This is a genomic window from Nostoc sp. UHCC 0251 (assembly GCF_034932245.1).
Lineage (GTDB): Bacteria > Cyanobacteriota > Cyanobacteriia > Cyanobacteriales > Nostocaceae > Nostoc.
On record NZ_JAYGHD010000078.1, the window covers coordinates 1 to 18,656 of the forward strand.

At 40.8% G+C, this 18,656-nt stretch carries 19 protein-coding genes; 7 read left to right on the plus strand and 12 right to left on the minus strand.

All coding sequences use genetic code 11. The annotated features are described in order from the left end of the window. Positions 1–894 precede the first annotated feature (894 nt). Positions 895–1,920, plus strand: a complete 1,026-nt coding sequence (locus tag VB740_RS11595) for a diguanylate cyclase (protein WP_323200152.1) — start codon at positions 895–897, stop codon at positions 1,918–1,920. Between the two features lie 75 nt (positions 1,921–1,995). Here the strand turns inward: VB740_RS11595 and VB740_RS11600 are convergent, their stop codons facing one another. Both VB740_RS11600 and VB740_RS11605 read right to left on the minus strand, forming a co-directional pair. Continuing rightward, positions 1,996–2,706: an ATP-dependent Zn protease gene (locus tag VB740_RS11600; protein ID WP_323200153.1), complete on the minus strand. Its 711-nt coding sequence runs from the start codon at positions 2,704–2,706 to the stop codon at positions 1,996–1,998. Further along, entirely contained in the window at positions 2,703–2,897 is a 195-nt protein-coding gene (locus VB740_RS11605; RefSeq protein WP_323200154.1) for a hypothetical protein, read from the minus strand. The genes VB740_RS11600 and VB740_RS11605 overlap by 4 nt, the downstream gene beginning before the upstream one ends. 33 nt (positions 2,898–2,930) lie before the next feature. Between VB740_RS11605 and VB740_RS11610 the strand changes: the two genes are divergently transcribed. Both VB740_RS11610 and VB740_RS11615 read left to right on the plus strand, forming a co-directional pair. After that, complete coding sequence (locus tag VB740_RS11610; RefSeq protein WP_094348753.1) at positions 2,931–3,146, plus strand: DUF2945 domain-containing protein; 216 nt, start codon at positions 2,931–2,933, stop codon at positions 3,144–3,146. 9 nt (positions 3,147–3,155) lie between these two features. Continuing rightward, entirely contained in the window at positions 3,156–3,482 is a 327-nt protein-coding gene (locus VB740_RS11615) for a DUF3140 domain-containing protein (protein WP_323200155.1), read from the plus strand. A gap of 376 nt (positions 3,483–3,858) precedes the next feature. On the opposite strand, the gene VB740_RS11620 is transcribed toward VB740_RS11615, so the two are convergent. From VB740_RS11620 to VB740_RS11645, 6 genes are all read right to left on the minus strand, one after another. Then, positions 3,859–4,698, minus strand: a complete 840-nt coding sequence (locus VB740_RS11620) for a protein-glutamate O-methyltransferase CheR (protein ID WP_323200156.1) — start codon at positions 4,696–4,698, stop codon at positions 3,859–3,861. 11 nt (positions 4,699–4,709) lie between these two features. Next, entirely contained in the window at positions 4,710–5,771 is a 1,062-nt protein-coding gene (locus VB740_RS11625; RefSeq protein WP_323200157.1) for a chemotaxis response regulator protein-glutamate methylesterase, read from the minus strand. A gap of 88 nt (positions 5,772–5,859) precedes the next feature. Further along, positions 5,860–6,246: a four helix bundle protein gene (locus tag VB740_RS11630; protein WP_323200158.1), complete on the minus strand. Its 387-nt coding sequence runs from the start codon at positions 6,244–6,246 to the stop codon at positions 5,860–5,862. A 76-nt stretch (positions 6,247–6,322) separates the two neighbouring features. Further along, the gene (locus VB740_RS11635; RefSeq protein ID WP_323200159.1) at positions 6,323–7,627 is read right to left on the minus strand and encodes a HAMP domain-containing methyl-accepting chemotaxis protein; all 1,305 of its coding nucleotides are present in this window, start codon (positions 7,625–7,627) and stop codon (positions 6,323–6,325) included. Between the two features lie 17 nt (positions 7,628–7,644). Next, positions 7,645–8,268, minus strand: a complete 624-nt coding sequence (locus VB740_RS11640; protein WP_323200160.1) for a chemotaxis protein CheW — start codon at positions 8,266–8,268, stop codon at positions 7,645–7,647. After that, positions 8,261–10,453, minus strand: a complete 2,193-nt coding sequence (locus tag VB740_RS11645; protein WP_323200161.1) for a chemotaxis protein CheW — start codon at positions 10,451–10,453, stop codon at positions 8,261–8,263. Before VB740_RS11645 ends, VB740_RS11640 begins: the two co-directional genes overlap by 8 nt. A gap of 627 nt (positions 10,454–11,080) precedes the next feature. Between VB740_RS11645 and VB740_RS11650 the strand changes: the two genes are divergently transcribed. From VB740_RS11650 to VB740_RS11660, 3 genes are read left to right on the plus strand one after another with little or no spacing between them, the layout of a single operon-like run. Further along, a complete protein-coding gene (locus VB740_RS11650) occupies positions 11,081–11,446 on the plus strand; it encodes a response regulator (protein ID WP_323200162.1) in 366 nt (121 codons plus the stop codon). A gap of 6 nt (positions 11,447–11,452) precedes the next feature. Next, the gene (locus VB740_RS11655) at positions 11,453–12,061 is read left to right on the plus strand and encodes a chemotaxis protein CheC (protein ID WP_323200163.1); all 609 of its coding nucleotides are present in this window, start codon (positions 11,453–11,455) and stop codon (positions 12,059–12,061) included. Positions 12,062–12,114: 53 nt separating this feature from the next. Next, on the plus strand, positions 12,115–13,728 hold the full coding sequence (locus VB740_RS11660) for an ATP-binding protein (RefSeq protein WP_323200164.1): 1,614 nt from the start codon (positions 12,115–12,117) through the stop codon (positions 13,726–13,728). Between the two features lie 67 nt (positions 13,729–13,795). Here VB740_RS11660 and VB740_RS11665 read toward each other — a convergent pair whose 3' ends face one another. From VB740_RS11665 to hemW, 3 genes are all read right to left on the minus strand, one after another. Further along, positions 13,796–14,098 (minus strand): YciI family protein, encoded by a 303-nt coding sequence (locus VB740_RS11665; protein ID WP_323200165.1) that lies wholly within the window; start codon positions 14,096–14,098, stop codon positions 13,796–13,798. 174 nt (positions 14,099–14,272) lie between these two features. Then, entirely contained in the window at positions 14,273–15,160 is an 888-nt protein-coding gene (locus tag VB740_RS11670) for a UTP--glucose-1-phosphate uridylyltransferase (RefSeq protein ID WP_323200166.1), read from the minus strand. A 10-nt stretch (positions 15,161–15,170) separates the two neighbouring features. Next, positions 15,171–16,352 (minus strand): radical SAM family heme chaperone HemW, encoded by a 1,182-nt coding sequence (gene hemW, locus VB740_RS11675; protein WP_323200167.1) that lies wholly within the window; start codon positions 16,350–16,352, stop codon positions 15,171–15,173. Positions 16,353–16,603: 251 nt separating this feature from the next. Here hemW and VB740_RS11680 point away from each other — a divergent pair, with 251 nt between their 5' ends. Continuing rightward, positions 16,604–17,680: a PIN/TRAM domain-containing protein gene (locus tag VB740_RS11680; protein WP_323200168.1), complete on the plus strand. Its 1,077-nt coding sequence runs from the start codon at positions 16,604–16,606 to the stop codon at positions 17,678–17,680. An 85-nt stretch (positions 17,681–17,765) separates the two neighbouring features. On the opposite strand, the gene VB740_RS11685 is transcribed toward VB740_RS11680, so the two are convergent. Beyond that, positions 17,766–18,488 carry an Rpn family recombination-promoting nuclease/putative transposase gene (locus VB740_RS11685; protein WP_323200169.1) on the minus strand — a complete coding sequence of 241 codons (723 nt, stop codon included), beginning with the start codon at positions 18,486–18,488 and terminating at the stop codon, positions 17,766–17,768. Positions 18,489–18,656 lie beyond the last annotated feature (168 nt).

An 18,656-nucleotide genomic window follows, 5' to 3' on the forward strand; every position in this document is an offset into this window, starting at 1 on the left:
CTCTACAAGGTTTTGGGTTTTATATATGTACTTCATTTACTTGAAATCTGCTGTATTTTCCCAAAATTAGGGGCAGGTTTTGACATTTAGGTTGTTTATTTAGCTTTGTTTTCTAGATTTATGATGTTGCAGCAAATTACAGAAAGATGAGAATTAAGTAAACGAATAAAGGCAGATAAAGCCTAGCTAAAGATATTTTGCTTCTCCTGCTAACCCATTCTTAAGCTTTAGTTCATACCTCATTAAATGGTGAATAACTTACCCTATAGATCCACTTTGAGATTGTAGGGTATGTTAGTGCCAAAAATCTACTACCCATAGTAGGAGCGTTTTTTGCCGCCTATTTGATTTGCATTCTTTTTTTGCAATGAACTCCTACCTTGATATTTGATGAAAGCCTAGCTCCTAAAGAAAAAGGCTAAAGTCTTCTATGGAAATAAAGTTTCTAATTGAATTAGAAAATTTTGGTTTTTATAGTTGAATTAGAAAACTTTATAATTTCTTCATTTTTCTTTTTGAAAATAAATTTGCTTGCCTAATGTGGTGGGTCTTACAAACTATTTATTTTGGTAATTTCATTAGGAAGATAGCACTTAAGAAACTACAGCAATAGTTTTTATACACTCAGATAATATTCAGTATTTTTACTGTTTTAAAAACATACTGTAAAGAAGACATTAGTTGTGATAAGTGGAAATTTCAAAAACTTTAGCAGTAAATATAAAACCTTAAAAGGAGATGAAGCTTGAGGATTGATTGTAGATTATGCGTTAGAAAATAATATATCAATAAATATAACTTCGCCTAAAACATCAGACTTAGTATTAGGCAATAAGAGCAGCTAGTTACTAAAATTAATCTTTTTAAAATTTAAATAAGGTAAAAAATTAAGCAATGAATATTTCTATTCTGGTCTTTGGAAAAAATCACTTTATCGCCACACTTCCAGATCAGATCCGTTCTGCAACTGCTTTTAGTTTAGAAGTTATGAACAATCTTAATCAGGCAGTGTCACGGATTCAAATGACGCCTCCCGATATAATATTTGTGCAGGCTAGCCTGGATGGTAGTATGGAACTTTGCAGTTGGTTAAAAGACCAGACAAAGCTATCCTGGATATACTGTATTCTCTTCGAGGATCGTCCCCAACAGCTTACTGATAGAAATAAGCATGGCTGGCACAGGGAATTGGAAATGAGTGCTGCGGCACTAAAGCAAGGAGCAGATGCTTATATTTGGCATATTACTGATGACAAAACAGACTATACCTTGGCAGATTTGACTGCCAATCATGGACTAATACTTGCTCAGTTAAGTGTTGGGTTGCGGAAAGCCCAAAAATACCGAGATTTGATTCGGACAAATGATATGTTGTCAGCGATCGCTTTAGCCGATTCGTTAACAGAATTAAATAATCGTCGTGCTTTAGAATGGGATTTACCCAGACAAATTAAAATAGCTAGGACTAAAAAAACTTCCCTGAGTTTGATTATTCTGGATGTAGATCATTTCAAGAAAGTTAACGATACTCACGGACATTTAGTAGGCGATCGCATGTTGCAAATATTGTGTCAGCGTCTCCGACACAATCTCCGTTGTCAAGATACAGCATTCCGCTATGGTGGCGAGGAATTTGTGATTCTTCTGGCTAACACTAACGATGACGAAGCACTATTAGTAGCCCGTCGTCTCAATCGAGTAGTTAGCGAAGAACCATTTTCAATCAGCAATAAGCTGACAATTAATATCACCATTAGTCTAGGCACAGCCTGTCTGCAAGCTGAGGATGACGATCAAGGAGAGAGTCTGTTGGATCGTGCCGATCAATGCTTGCTACAAGCCAAAACTACTGGGCGCAATCAGGTTATTGCCTCAAAATATTTATCTCATGTCCCACATCTGAAGGCTGTCTCTTCTTAAAAGTTGGTATTGGGTATTGGGCATTGGGGAAAGGGAAAGGGGTAAGGGGAAAGGGGAAAGGTTAAGTTTATCCCTTTACCCTTTCCCCTTTAACCTTTTTCCCTGCTCCCCACTCCCTACTCTTAACTCAGCATGACAATCTTCTACCGAAGTACGTTGTCGCATGGCATTAACTAAAGCCTCATAACTAGACCAATTTTCTTCTAGTAGGGTTTTTGCCTGGAGGGCATGAAAGCGCAGTTTCTGCTGATAAACTGATTCAGAAAAGCCCAAGATTGTCAAGACTCCTATCAGCTTATTTTTATCATCAGATCCACCCTCAGCATTATTAAAAACTAGGGTTTCAGCAGCAATACCCGCCATCCAAACAGTGCAGTAACGGTCTAACATTTGGGCACTGATTTTACCCACTTCTAGTTGAGATGCTAATTCACCATCATCAAAGCTAACGCCGCCTTGTCCAGGTTGTCCTTGCTTCCAGGCTTCCCAAGCGCTGAGTGTGTAGCCGCTAACGGGAATACCTAACAAGTAAGCAACCAAGAAATGCCCTGCTTCGTGGTGGACAATGCGATCGCGGTGTTCACTTGAAAAACCAGCAATCCAATCTAAAAAGATAGTACCACCCTTGCCTTGCAAGCTAAAACTGTCAAAAGTGGCTATTCCCAAAATAGCGAAGGTAGCAAGTGCTGGTACTGCCGGCGACAAATTCAAGAATGGCCCCAGCAGTACCGATAGGGTCATCAGAAAGATAGATATTGCAACTAAATTTAGGCTAGTCTGGCTCATTGCGAGTTTTCTGAGAATACGCTTAATCTTTCTTCATTATGAGCCGATAGCACAGCTTTTGTATCAAGGTGGTTGTAGCGATCGCCTAATTTTTTCATCTCATACCTAATTAAATTACTGCCTTTATAACGGATGTTTTCTCTATCACTAGAATGATGGCTGCTTTTCCAGGCGCAGACATAATGTGACATTAGTTGGTATAAAACATCAAATAGGAGATAAATGTGGCTGAACAATTCAAAAAGGGCGATCGGGTTGAATGGAACACTTCACAAGGCAAGACAACTGGCAAAGTAGTAAAGAAGCTCACTTCACCTACAGATATTAAAGAACACCATATTGCTGCAAGTGAAGATAACCCTGAGTACTTAGTTGAAAGTGATAAGACAGGAAAACAAGCTGCTCACAAGCCTGATGCTCTGAAGAAAGTAGAGGAATAAGAGTTAGTCATGAGTAAAGATGTTAAATCAGTGATTGGCGAGTTTCATCAAGTTGTCAATATGACACCCAAAGAACTAGAGACTTGGCTAGATACGGATGAGTCGCAAACTGTGGGGCAAAAAGATGGCGACGATGAGTCAATCGGTCATAAATCTGGGCAGCGTATCATCCAGCTATTGCAAAAAAAAGATGACTATACCGACGATGACCTTTCGCATATGAAGAAAGTTGTTAGTTATGTCCGCCGTCACATGGCGCAGCGGCCATCGGGTGACTTAGAACACACACGCTGGTACTACTCTTTAAAAAATTGGGGACACGACCCGCTCAAATAAAGTACAGTAATTCGGTTGATTTTTTGTTGATTAAAATGCGACTGAAGATATGTTTTGTCAATTGCTCCTGTGTAGTAAAAATTATAAAAAGTAAGAAAAGTGGGAAAAGTAGGATGTTTTTTATACCCCTTGCTTATTAGGTTCTTACACTGTATTTTGATATATGAGATGCAGTTTTTGGACAGGAGTTTGAGAGGATGTAAAAAGCCGTTAAAATTTTGAAATTATTTCAGAATTTTCAGATGAAAATCTAAAGAAAAATAGGGAACCGGAGTTAAAAAGATAAAGTTTTTAACTCCTTTTATCGTTATACCAGCCTTAAAGCAAGCATATTGCCTTGTAGTCAGCAGCAAACAGCAGCTTGCTAATTTTTACCTCAATCGGCTTTAACTTCAGGATTGTGTAATTGATAGCAAATAGCCTTGTCAAATAAAACCCGCTTGAATGATTCATCTAGGCTGATAGTCGTTTCACCACTACCGAGAAACAAGTAACCATTTGGCCTTAATTGCTGCTTGATGTTTTTTAGCAAAGCTTTCTTGGTAACAACATCAAAGTAGATTAAAACATTCCGTAAAAAGATAACGTCAAATTGCGGCAGAGATGACCAAGGTTGCAAAAGATTCAACTGGCAGAAATCAACCATCTGGCGGATTTGTTCATTTATTCGCCAGTCAGTATCTAGCTTTTGAAAGTAGCGATCGCGAATATTTTTAGGGAGTCCACGATTAATTTCAAGTTGGTTATAATGCCCCTCGCGGGCCCGCGCTAAAACCTTAGTAGAAAAATCAGTCGCAATTAATTTTACAGGCCAATTGCGAAGCTTCGGAAAATGTTCATTAATTAATATGGCAATGCTATAAGGTTCTTGTCCATTGGAGCAGGCAGCACACCAAATGTTGAGCGATCGCTCACTTTCTCGTTGTTTAATTAACTCTGGTAGCACGTATTTCTTCAGTGCTTCAAAAGGGTGGCTATCACGGAAGAATGAGGTTTCGTTGGTGACTAGCGCCTCGATTGTCTGGATGTGAAGGCTATTAAACGGTTGAGTTCGCAAGTAAGTAACCAAATCAGCGATAGAAGCAAATCCTGCCGATTCGACAATTGGCTGCAAATGTAACTCTGCTAAATAGGTTTTATCACCAAACAACACAACGGCTGAATGATGATGAACTAACTCCCGAAGATACTCAAAATCAGTGGTACTTACACCCATAATCTGTTTAATTACAGGTCTGAAGGAGGAAGTTGATTGAAACGAATTCTGTGCATAATTTCATCTGCGATTTGGTTAAGCGGAAGAATTTGATCGGCAAGCCCGGCATTAACGACAAAACCAGGCATTCCCCACACGACACTAGTAGCTTTGTCTTGTGCAAGTACCTGTCCCCCCGCCTCCCGTATGCACCGACAGCCATGCAACCCATCTTGCCCCATACCCGTGAGGATAACTGCGATCGCTCCACCTCCATAAACTTGTGCAACCGATCGCAACAGCACATCGACTGAAGGACGACAAGAATTTTCGGGAGATGCTTGATGAGTGGCAAGTCGAACCCCAGTTTTGTCACGTTGCACGATTAGATGAAAATCTCCTGGTGCAATCCAGGCATGTCCCGGTTTTAGTATCTGTCCAGGAACCGCTTCATCTACTGGGATTTGACACTTGGAAGCTAATTGTTTAGCTAGTAATTTCGTAAACATTGGCGGCATGTGTTGCACAATCAAAATTGGTACTGAAAAATCTGCGGGAAATTCCCTAAGCAGTACAGCTAGAGCATTTGGGCCTCCGGTAGAAACTCCAATTGCCACAACCTCCACCTGCTGTATATCGCTACGAACGGGAAAAATACCTGGATGAGTAATTATGCTTGGTGTGAAAAATTCACCAAATACCTTAATTTTAGGAATTAAATCATCCCGAATATGTTGGGTTGCTGCCTCTACACTTCCTAAATTACTAGGTTTTGTAGCATAGTCTGAAGCACCTAAAGAAAGAGCTTCCAGCGTTGCGATCGCTCCACTGTGTGTAAAGGTACTATACATAATGACTGGTAAGCGTGGATACTTTTGTCGGATAGCGGCCAGGGTTTGCAAACCATCCATCTCCGGCATCTCGATATCCAGGATGATCACATCGGGATTAACATGAGAAATTTTGGCAAGGGCAATGCGACCGTTAGCCGCGACTCCTACCACCTCCAGTTCTGGATCGCTAGACAAAATTTTACTTACTCGACTCCGCACTAGTACGGCGTCATCGACAATTAGTACCCGGATTTTGGGCATTAGGTATTAGGGATTGGGGATTGGGGATTGGGGCAGGGGAGGCAGGGGAGGCAGGGGGAGCAGGGGAGGCAGGGGAGGCAGGGGGAGATTAACGATTCATCAACCAAGGCAATGGATGATTAATCATATTTACTAGACCAGATAAAACTTGGTTGTAACTTGCGTAAAGCTCTCGTCCTGTTTGCACATCCATATAGTTGCATTTGACGGCAAATTCAATCCAAGTTTGAGTTTCAGATGCCTCAGCTTCACAATCATTCAACTTAGCTACAAATGCTGCCTCATAACGGCGTTTCCGCCAAGCTTCTGCCATGTTCGCACATACAGAGCGAGAAGAGCGACGAATTTGGTCAGTCAAAGAATATCGTTCCTCCACAGGAAACTTTTTTGATAGCTCAAAAATTTTCATTGCTGTTTCAAAGGCAATTTTATAAATTCCTAAGTCTTTATGGTCTTTAATAACTTCTTTAGTCATTGTCTTACCTCTTCTGCTCCCCCTGCTCCCCCTGCCTCCCCTGCCCCCCCTGCCACTTCTTCAAGACTACCTTCTGTTAATACTTAAACTGATTGACGACTTTCTGCAAATCTACTGCCATTCGAGATAATTCTGTAGCTGCCTCTAATGTATTACTAGTTCCAGTAGTCGTACTTTGAGTATTAAGTGCCACAATTCCAATACTTTTGGCAATATCTGATGTTCCTTTGGCTGCCTCAGCCATATTTCGACCAATTTCATTTGTAGTTGCTGTTTGTTCCTCAATAGCACTGGCGATTGTGCTTTGGAAGTCGTTGATTTGATTGATAATACTAGTAATCTGAGCGATGGCTTGAACGGCGCTTTTTGTATCTGTCTGAATGGCTTCAATTCTCTGGCTAATATCTTCAGTCGCACTTGCCGTTTGTTTGGCTAATTCTTTCACCTCGTTTGCAACTACGGCAAATCCTCTACCTGCATCTCCGGCCCTAGCCGCCTCAATGGTAGCATTGAGCGCTAGCAGGTTTGTTTGCCCTGCGATCGAGGTAATGACTTTAATAACTTTGCCAATTTCGATGCTGCTTTGACCAAGTTTGTTAATTGTCTCGTTCGTGCGATCAGCTGTTTTAACTGCCTCAGTTGTTACCTTTGCTCCTTCAGTAACGGTCTTAGCAATTTCTCGAATGCTAGCATTCATCTCTTCCACGGCAGTCACAACTGTATTGGTATTTTGACTTACCTGTTCAGCAGAGGCAGACGCAGAAGTGGCCTGTTCGGCTGTTTGTTCGGCGTTCTCAGTCATTTCTTTACTGACTGCGGTCAGTTCTTCTGCGGAAGATGCAACTGCTGTTGCCACCTCTGTCATCTGTTTGATTGAAGACTTTAGGCTGCTAATCATCTGATTTGCATTATCCGTGAGCTGCTTAAACTCTCCTGCATTGCTGGCCTCGATTTGCTTGGACAAATTTCCTTGAGCGACGGCAAGGCTTACCTCATTAATACCTTTTATCTGCTCTTTTAAATTTGTAGACATCTGATTCAAGTTGTCGAGCGATTCTTTCCAACTTCCACCTGCTGCTTTGACAACGGCTTGAGAACCAAGCTTCCCTTCGATACCAATCTCAAATGCCAAGCGATTAACTTCGTTAGCAAAGTTTTGATTTAAACTCACCAATTCATTAAAAACTGAGGTAATTTCACCCAGTTCATTATTCTCATCAGCTAAACGGACGGTAAAATCACCGTTTTTTGCCGCCTTAAGTGCTATTAATAACGCTTGCAATTGCACTTTTATTACACTGTCATCGGTCGGTTGCGAATCTGCACTATCCACCGAGGGAGATTTAGAGTTGGGTGTTTTCCCAGCCCGATTCGTAGTCATTACAAAGCGCTCCTCAATTATTCAGTAATCTGATTTGTTAAATTAACATCTAGAATTTTCTCGGCGTCTAGAACTAACAGAAATCCGTCTGGGAGCGGGTAAGCTCCTGCTAGCAACTGACGCATTCTACCTTTTAACGTTGCAGGTGGGGGTTGAAAGGTGTTTTGTGCGAACTCTAAAACATCTCCTACATAATCGACGAGCAGACTGACTACTTCATTATCAGAACATATAACGATATTAAATCCTTGGGCTGCATCTACCTGACTTCTCACGGTATCTCGAAACCTCACTTCCATTCCTCTCTCCTGCAAGGAGAGAGGCTTTGAATTCTCCCCCTTCCCTTGTAGGGAAGGGGGTTGGGGGGTTAGGTTTCGCGTTGGTTTTTCCACATAGCGTGAATCAGGCTCATCTACAAGCTCTGTAGCTAATTGTGTCTGCGGTTCGCTCATCTCTAATCGACGCTGCAAATCGATGACAGTAATAATTTGTCCACGTAAATTAATCAACCCACAGATATCTGGTGGTGCCAAAGGTACACGAGTAATTGCTTGTGGACGAATCACTTCTTGAACGTGTTGCACGTCAATACCAAAGTAAACTCCTTGGAGAAAAAATGTGCAAATTTGTTGTTCAGCCATGAGTCGCTAATTGCAGCAAATGAGGGTTAGCAATCTGAATTACAGTCTCAATATCAAGAATTTCTGTAATTTGTCCTTGAATTACAGCACAGAAAAGCACGCCGGGTCTACTAGGAATACCTTTAATGGTTACTGTTTCTTCCACAATATCAAGAATGCGATCGACTACTAGCCCAACACTGAGTTCTGAGTATGGAGAGACAATAATTATCTGGAGCGTTTCTGCAACTGTTGCCAAAGCTTCATCATTAAAGTGATTACGATCACCAAATACCTTGCAAAGATCAATCAGTGGCAGAATTTGACCGTAAGACTGGAACACATCCTGATTACCCACTTTTTCGACAGCAGAAACAAGAATCTCTTCCAGCCGAAACGCGATCGCTAGTGGAATACCCATACGTGCGCCTTGGGGCCCTTCAAATAGTAAAATTATTTGGCGATCGCCTGCTTGCTCTTGGCTATTTGCAGCATTTTCGCTCAACAACTGCTTTTGTTTGGCGATTATACCAGTTTGGTTTGCCAGACCGACAACATCAATAATTAATGCTACTTTGCCATCCCCTAAAACGGTGGCTCCTGCAAATAGGGATAGCGTCTTTAACTGTCTTCCCAAAGGTTTAACTACAATATCTTGGATGTCTTCAATTGTGTCCACGACCAGTCCAAAGCGATAATTATCAACTTGCACAATTACCAGACTGAATGTTTCTAAGTTGCTGATCCTATCCTGGTGCAATACTTGATCGAGGTAAACCAAGGGCACAAGATTTCCCCGCAAGCGATACACAGGCACATCGTATAACATCTCAATATTATTGAGTGCTTCTAGGCGGACTAGCTCTTGTAGACTCGCTTGGGGAATGGCATAATAATTGCCCCCACTGCTGACAATCAATGCTGGAATAATTGCCAATGTTAACGGAATCTTGATTTTGAAGGTCGTTCCTTGTCCCTGTTGGCTGTGAATTTCAACTGTTCCATTAATCTTCTCAATATTACTCTTGACAATATCCATCCCAACCCCTCGCCCGGAAAGGTAAGTCACTTGTTCAGCAGTGGAGAAGCCGGATAAAAAAATTAAGTTCATCGCTTCTGATTCGCTCATAGTCGCAGCTTGCACAGCGTTCACTAAACCAATTTGCTGCGCTCGCCCTTTGAGCCGTTCTAAATTCAGACCTCGACCATCATCGCCAATTTCAATATTGACTTTGCCGCTTTCGTGAAAGGCTCTGAGAAATAGCCGTCCTAAGCTTGGCTTACCACAAGCAACTCGCTCTGCTGGTAATTCAATCCCATGATCGATGCAGTTGCGTACTAAGTGCGTCAAGGGGTCTTTAATTGTTTCAATAATACTTTTGTCTAGTTCAGTATCTTCTCCCTCCATCTCCACCTCAATTTCTTTACCGGAAGCGATCGCTAAATCGCGGGTGACACGAGGGAACTTTTGCCAGATGGAACTAATTGGTTGCAGCCGAGTTTTCATCACCCCTTCTTGCAACTCGGCTGTAAGTAGGCTCAGGTGCTGGCAGGTAGCAGCAAAACTATTATCCTTAAATTTTGTACTAAACCCGATTACCTGGTTACGGGCTAAAACGAGTTCACCCACTAGGTTCATCATCTGGTCTAGCAGATTAACGTTGACTCGGATATAAGCAGATTCTGATGTTGTCGTTGATATTTCTGTAAGTTCATGATTGAGAGACTCAACAGACTCACTAGCTGCTGTATCTTTTTGTGGTATTTGTGTATTAACAGCAGGCAAAGGCGATTGAGAGGCTTTTGGAGTCTGTTTAGTTTCTGACAATTGGGTTAGAGCCACGATTAATGCTGAATAATCGCAATCGCTATCCTGCTTTGTAGCTTGAATTTGAGAGAGGATTTGCCGAATGCTGTCAACTGTTTGGAGTAAAATGCTAATAATGTCAGGGGTGATTGCGATCGTGCGATCGCGCAGACACGAGAGCAAATTCTCCCCAGCATGAGCAAGTGATTCCAAATTAGGAAACGGTAAAAAGCCGCAATTTCCTTTAAGCGTGTGCAGTGAGCGATAAACGCGAAGTAATGCTTCTCCACTACCAGATGCTTTCTCTAGTTCAATAATATCTCGTTCAATTTGATTTAAGTTCTCATAGCTTTCAACGAGAAATGCTTCTATATCATCGTCAATTTCATTTAACTCCATTGGTTAATAATGTAAAAATTTATATATTTTATTTTAATACTAATTTAATACTAAACCTCAGCAATCTCTACCGAAAGATAGATGTTTGTCTTTTTTCGGGCTGAAGACATAATATTTGTCCTAATGATATAGTTAAGAGATAGGCAATCTTCTCATTGCCATTCAACTTAAACTTTTAAAAATAATCGTCGTCAAGACAAAGAATGTTACAAATGCAAATAATGCGAATGTCAGGTTCTCAAGTTTTATTAACGTTGGTGCTACTCAAACTATGTCAAGCAACTATGCCTCAAAATGTAACTTAATGGCATGAGCTTGTGAGAAACTGAGCGGCAAACCGATATCCACCATACAACGATTTTACATTGGCAACGGATAACTAAAGTCTGAATTAGATCGGATTTAAAATAATTAACAAATTTTCAAAAGTTTCCGTTATTAATAATTTTAGCTCCACAGCATAGCATTATAGTTTCAGCGAGTTTGATAATTTTTCCGAAACTATTCATTATTGATAATTGTAAAATTATATTTATTTCTTTTTTAATTAATTCATTTTAATTAATAATATAGGCTAATTGACCTAAGTCAAGAATTATTAAGCTAAAGCATAAAAGGACAAAGCTGATGGCGATGGTTTTGATTATTGATGATGCAGCTTTTTCTCGCAGAATGATCCGTAAGTTTCTGCAAGCCGATGGTTATGAAATTCTAGAAGCAGCTAATGGGCGTGAGGGATTAGAAATGGTTCACAACCATAAGCCAAATTGTGTATTAGCGGATCTTCTAATGCCAGATATGGATGGGTTTGAATTTCTGAAAGCTATGCAAGATAAAGAATTAAAAATTCCGACCATTATCATTTCCGCCGATATCCAAGATGGGGCACGCAATCAAAGTTATAACTTGGGGGCAGTCAACTTTATTAATAAACCGCCAAAAGAAAATGAATTGCGAAAGGCAGTCCAGGAAGTTCTTAATAGCAAGGAATAAGTTTTCATGAATGTCACAGTAGAAGAACTGGATGCCCTGCAAGAGCTAATTAATATTGGAGTCGGTCGAGCAGCAAGTCTACTTAATGATATGGTAGACTCTCACATTCGTTTGAAAATTCCAGTTGTCAAAGTGTTAACTGCTGCCGAAGCCTATCAAGAATTAACAACACGATTTCATAATGAGACTTTGGCCTCGGTAAAACTACGCTTTACAGGCTCTTTCTATGGCACTGCTAGTTTAATTTTTCCAACTGACAGCGCATCAACATTGGTTGCTGTGCTTACAGGTGAAGATCCAGAGTCTGCTGACCTAGATGCGGTTAAAATTGGCACCCTGAGCGAAATTGGCAACATTGTCATAAATGGGGTAATGGGTTCACTCAGTAATGTCCTAAAGCGCCATGTAAACTACACATTGCCTGTTTATTTAGAAGATACGCTGGAAAATTTATTGTTATCTGCATACGAGAGCGATTCAAAAATCTTACTGGCACAAGCCAGTTTCACAATTGAACGCTTAGAAATTATCGGAGATATTATTTTAATCTTTCTGGTGGGAACTTTTGAGGCGCTCATCAATGCAATGAATGAGGAAATGGGAATAATCCAATAATATAATATTAGCAAAAATAGTTGAAAAAGGCCTTAAATAAATTTGATAATACAATGAATATAGTTGAACAAGCTCAGGAAAAATTTAGTCTTTTAGATAAAATTCCCTTGGGAGCTTTTGTTCTACAGCCAGATTATATTGTTATATTCTGGAACTGCTGCTTAGAAGAATGGACAAAAATTCCGCGAAGTAAAATTTTGGGAAGTTCTATTCTAGAATATTTTCCTCATTTGAATCAACCTCGTTATACTAGCCGTTTGTACCAAATTTTTCAAGGCGGGCCTCCGACAATTTTTTCTTCTCAACTACATAAATATATTATTCCTGTACCTATATCTAGAGATAAATATCGCATTCAACACACAACTGTTACTGCTGTATCCGTATTGGATGAAGATAGATTTTATGCTCTCTTTTCAATTGAAGATTTGACAGATTTAACATTCCGAGTTCAAGAATATAAAAACCTCCGCGATCAGGCTCTAGAAATAGCAGAACAACGCCAAAAGGCGAAAGAAGTTGCTGAGACAGCAAACCGCATTAAAGATGAATTTTTAGCAATCGTTTCTCATGAACTTCGTTCTCCTCTTAATCCAATTTTGGGGTGGGCAAAGCTACTGAAAAATCGCTCATTAAACGAAGCTACTACTGTGCGTGCCCTTGAAACCATCGAACGAAATGCTGAATTACAGGCTCAGTTGATTGAAGATTTGTTGGATATCTCTCGCATTCTGCGGGGCAAGCTAGCACTGAATTTACAAACGGTTAATCTTGTTTTTACTATTCAAGCTGCCTTAGAGACAGTGCAATTGGCAGCAGAAGCAAAGTCTATTCAAATTAATCTTCATTTGGATACGGCAATTGGACAGGTGAAGGGTGATAGTAGTCGTATTCAACAAATTATATGGAATCTACTCTCTAATGCCGTTAAATTCACACCATCTGGTGGAAAGGTCGAAGTCTACTTAAAACAGATTAATTCTCAGCTAGAATTAAGAGTCAGTGATACGGGTAAAGGTATTAGTCCTGACTTTTTACCATACGTATTCGAGTATTTTCGTCAGGCAGATAGTAGTACAACCCGAAGTTTTGGTGGACTAGGACTTGGTTTAGCGATTGTGCGCCAACTTGTCGAGTTACATGGTGGTACAGTTTGGGCAGAAAGCTTAGGAGAAGGACAAGGTGCGACGTTTACAGTTACCCTACCAGTGTTTCAAGAGTTTGAATTAGAAGAAGAAAATCACAATTTATCAGATGATTCCTATCCATCTTGTATGCTTTATGCTCCACTACAAGGAATACGTCTGTTAATAGTTGATGATAATGCTGATACCCGTGAGTTTCTGGCGTTTCTATTGGAACAGCAGGGAGCAATTGTGACGATCGCAGCATCTGCCAGTGAAGCACTGACTGCAATTATGGAGTCAAAGCCAGATTTGCTGTTAAGCGATTTAGGTATGCCAGATGTTGACGGTTACACTTTGATCCGAAAGTTACGAGCAATGCCCGCCGATTTGGGTGGACAAATTCCCGCGATCGCCCTAAGTGCTTACGCCGCAGAAACGACACAAAAACAGGTTTTTACAGCCGGATTTCAACTCCATATCGCTAAACCAGCCGATCCCTCCAAACTGGTGGCTGCGATCGCAGCCCTTGTTAAGAACTGATATATCCCAGAAGCAAGAATAGCTTATGTTCCAGTGTTTGAGCAGTTGCTTCAACTTATCCACATTCTCAAAAACGATCCCGTCCAATGTGAACTTCCCACTCCACAACTCTAGCAGAGTCCGCTAGCATCCCATCTCGCACACGAGGACTACTGTTTACAATAGCTTGAGCCTGTTCAAGATTCTCTGCCTGAATTACCCATAGCCCAGTTCCATCATGAGGAAAAAACGGCCCGCAGCACAGTAGCGTTCCTTTTTCGTGTTGCTCATTAAACCAAGCGAGTTGATCTTGGTCATGCTCTGGGTGAGCCTTTTTATAATCGTAATACTCTGGAACAGTTGCAACCACAACGGCAAAAAGCTTAGACATATTTAAATGCAGTTTCAATGAACAACTTTTTAAGAGAATCAGTTAATACTATAGGCAGTGGTTGCCATACTCAAAAATAAGTCATTATTCAAATTACTATAAGATGACTCTTTTTGTAAAGAACGACTTTGTGGGTTAAATCCTCTTGTTTTACGGCGAATTCATTCAAATAATTTATAAATTCCTAAAATCAATCATTGTCTGACGATAAGCATCTGGCAATCCTGTATCAAAACACTTCCCTTTAACAACATATCCTGTCATTCCCTCTTCTTGACGCAATCTTTCCAGGCAGGATGTTAACTGAAATTCACCTCGTTCTCGGAAGTTTTGGTTGATATGTTCTGCTAGAAAGTCAAAAATTTTCGGTGTAAGTAAATATAAACCAAATATACATAAAAACTCATTTTCTGGCATTCCCTCTACACGTAAATGCTGTTGTGCATACTCAATAGTGGGTTTTTCATAGAGTTGTGTAACTGACAAAATCGAATTTAACTCTTGCCAAACTCCGGTTACACACCCAGCTGTATGAAGAATTTCTCCTGGCTTTGTAGTTAGGCTAACAACACTTTGATTAACTTTTTCATAAACATCTAAAACTTGACTAGCACAAGTTTTTTCAGTGTCAGATGCATAAATGTGGTCGCCTAACATTAGTAAAAATGGCTCATCTTGCACCCAATCCTTAGCACAAAATACCGCATGACCGTAGCCTAATTGCTCCTCTTGCAAGAAAATGGTAATTTTGCTACCTAAATCTTCCAGATATCGGCTATATTCTTGATTTTGCGGTGAAAGTTTATCGAAAAATTCTTTTTTAGGTGGATTTTTTAACAAATTTTCAAATATTTCTCTATCATCCGGCTGCGCCACAATCCCGACTTCTGTAATTCCAGCACTTATTGCCTCTTCAATAATTGCGAGAATGACAGGTTTTGCCCTACCATCTCGATCAATGAGCGGGAAAAGTTCTTTTTTTACAACTTTGGTAGCTGGAAATAAGCGAGTGCCGAAACCAGCTACTGGAATCACAGCTTTTCTAACTTTATTTTTTTGCATAAGTAGTTCATCACCCCAACTTCTCAAACAACTCTGCCAACACTACGTTAGAAAATAAAAACCCTTGGGGATCGATCAAACGTAACCTTCCCCCTGCAACTTCCACCCAACCTTTCTCAAAATAAGATCGCAAACACCAGCAAATCTCTTCTACCTTCTCTTCCCCAAACGCCTCTAGCAATGCCGTTAAGCTCAAACCCTCCTCTAAACGCAATCCCAACATTAACGTTTCTAACAATACTTCCTTTGGGGGCGTCACATCACAATCAATCACACCGCCAGCTTCTACCCACTGGTAATACTCCCTAGTTTTACGCGGACGAGTGAAGCGTTTCCCCGCAACATAACTTGCCGCACCCATACCAAAGCCATAATAAGGGCGGTTTTCCCAATACACTCGATTATGCCGACACTGATGACCAGATTGGGCATAATTGGAAATTTCATAATGCTTATAACCTGCACTAGTTAAAACTTGCTGCCCCATCTGGTACATTTTGACTGTGGCTTCATCAGTGGGCAAAGGAGTATCACCCGGTTTGTAGTAACGCCCAAAAGCTGTACCTGCTTCGATGGTAAGATCATAGATGGAAATATGAGTGGGTACAAGCGCCACCGCTTTTTCTAGGGAATCTTGCCATTGATCTAAAGACTGATGCGGCAACCCAGAAATTAGGTCTAAGCTAAATTCGGGAATCTCGACTTGGTGGATTAACTCCACAGCTGCGAAAATATCTTCAACTGAGTGCGATCGCCCCGCCCTTTGTAATAATTCTGATTGAAAGGCTTGTACACCCAAACTTACCCGGTTCACGCCTGCACTGCGGTAGCCTGCTATATGGGCTAAATCAAATGTGCCTGGGTCAATTTCCATAGAAATTTCTGCCCCAGAAGCAATACCAAAATGCTTCTCTAGCTCTGTTACTATCCGTTGTAGCTGCTCTATTGATAGCAGCGAAGGAGTACCACCACCGAAGAAAATTGTCTTCAGGGGTTGACCAAATGATGGTGTAATAGCAATTTCTTGACATAACACCTCAACATATTGGGAGATAGTACCAGATGTTTCGCCCCGCAAGCGATCGCCCACAACAGACACCGGAAAATCACAATAAAAACACCGCCGTCTGCAAAAGGGAATATGCACATAAGCAGAACTCGCAATTCCAGAAATACTAAATTTTTGACTCATTTTGAGAAAAGTTTTAAGTTAAGCCAACTGCGAATTAGAGACAATGAAAATGAGTAGTTTATTTACAAGTTTTTGTCGTTTTACAACGAAACAATGAAAAATATGAAGATAAAAGGCTTTGGTTATAATAATTGCAGATATTGCCCTACTAAACCCTTAGTGTAAGTCAATATTGATGAGTCTATCTTACCGATGAAATAAAAAATACTTAACTTTATCGGTGAACACAGTTGCAGGAAAACAAGACAACCATGCTTGACGCCATTATTATTTTTTCATTCATCTTAGCAGCGTCGGGAATAGGGTTCTACAGCATTGAACTACTACCCAATGGCACTCTCGATCAGGTAACAAATCTTGAAGCTTTACGCTTAGTTGTTGCCGTCTTTGCCGCTATTATTGGCGGTGCGATCGGGCTGAGTTTCCAGACGACATATCGTCGTCTAGAATCACAAGTCAAAGAAATGCCTCTGGAAGTGATCTTAACTCGTGCCATTGGCTTAGTGATTGGGCTATTGCTAGCTAACCTCATGCTAGCCCCACTATTTTTACTACCTATACCGGCGGATTTTGGATTTATTAAGCCACTAGTGGCAGTTGTCGGCAGTATTATCCTCTCCGTTACTGGCATGAATTTGGCAGATACCCACGGGCGAGGTTTATTGCGCTTCATTAATCCCAACACCGTCGAATCGATGGTAGTGGAAGGGACGCTAAAACCAGCTAATACTAAAGTTTTAGATACTAGCTGCATTATTGATGGTCGCATTGAAGCATTACTAGAAACAGGGTTTTTGGAAGGGCAAATTCTTGTACCGCAGTTTGTCTTGCAAGAACTTCAACAAGTAGCGGATGCTAGTAAAGACCAAAAGCGGGTGCGAGGAAGACGAGGACTAGAAATTCTCAACCGCATTAAAGAAGATTATCCCGATCGCATCGTAATTAATACAATTGACTACGAAGATATTCCCACAGTCGATGCCAAGTTGGTGCGCTTTGCCCAAGAAATTAGCGGCACACTCCTAACCAACGACTACAACTTGTCTAAAGTTGCTAGCGTTCAGAAAGTACCTGTTTTAAATGTAAATGATTTAGTAAACGCCGTCCGTCCCAGTTATTTACCAGGCGACAACCTTGATTTGAAAATTCTCAAGGAAGGCAAAGAACCCAGTCAAGGTATTGGCTACCTAGACGACGGCACAATGGTAGTCGTTGAAGAAGGTAGCAGTTATGTGGGTGGTGAATTACGAGTAGTAGTCACCAGTGCTTTGCAAACCACCGCAGGAAGAATGATTTTTGCCAAACCCCAAGCTTCCGCATTGGCGTGAGGGAAATGTCCGGTGCAATTAAATATAAATTGTACGTACGCGAGCGTCGGCGCAGCCATCGGTGCAGTCAACCTGCACCGATTATTTATTTGGACTCATCAGACTCATTTACCTGCAAATGCTGTAACTGCTCAATTGATAACCCTGTCAACCTTGCTATCTGTTCTAATGGCATACCAGTATTAAAAAGATTGCTTGCCACTTCAAGTAAAGCTTCAGCTTTGCCTTCAGCTTTGCCTTCAGCTTTGCCTTCAGCTTTGCCTTCTTCTAAAATATCTTGATAAATCACTGACTCGCGCATAATATCTGACCTCAAAACTCGTCTAATAACCTCTTTGTCTAATACTAAACCAGCTAAAATCGCTGTGGAAGCAGCAATATTACTTTGATTTCTTGATTCTGTCATACTATTAATTTCCCGTGCAACTTGGTTAAGCACGGCTTCTGGATCAATTGTACTACTCAAAACTGCAAAGGGTAACAGTCCAGGCATTCTCAGAAATACTTCAGTTGGTTGTTCCCAGAGTCTGATAACTGAAAATTCATGCCTTGTCCCAGCAATTGTAAATGTATTTTGTTGCACCAAATCTGAATTTGTCTGCTTGAGGTAAATCACAACTTGATGCATTGCTTTGTTTGGAAAGCGGCGATATACTCGCAACCGATAGTCAATCATCCGAAAAGGAATTTCAGGATCAGGTTGGGTTTGAAATTCCAAATGTAAAATATTTTGCTCGGACTGTAGCAGAATTAGGGCATCAGCACGAATGGGTTCGAGAGATAATTCTTTTGGACTGAGTTTGGACAATACGTGCGATTCGTTGATTAGTAAATCACGGTAATCAGTCCGTAAATAGCTAATCCAGCCCGACAGTAGATTACTGTCACTAAAAGGCTGAACTCTCGGTCAGATGCAAGTGTAAGCCTTGCCATTCAGACTCAGAATTGACTCCTTATCTGCCCACACCGAACAAGC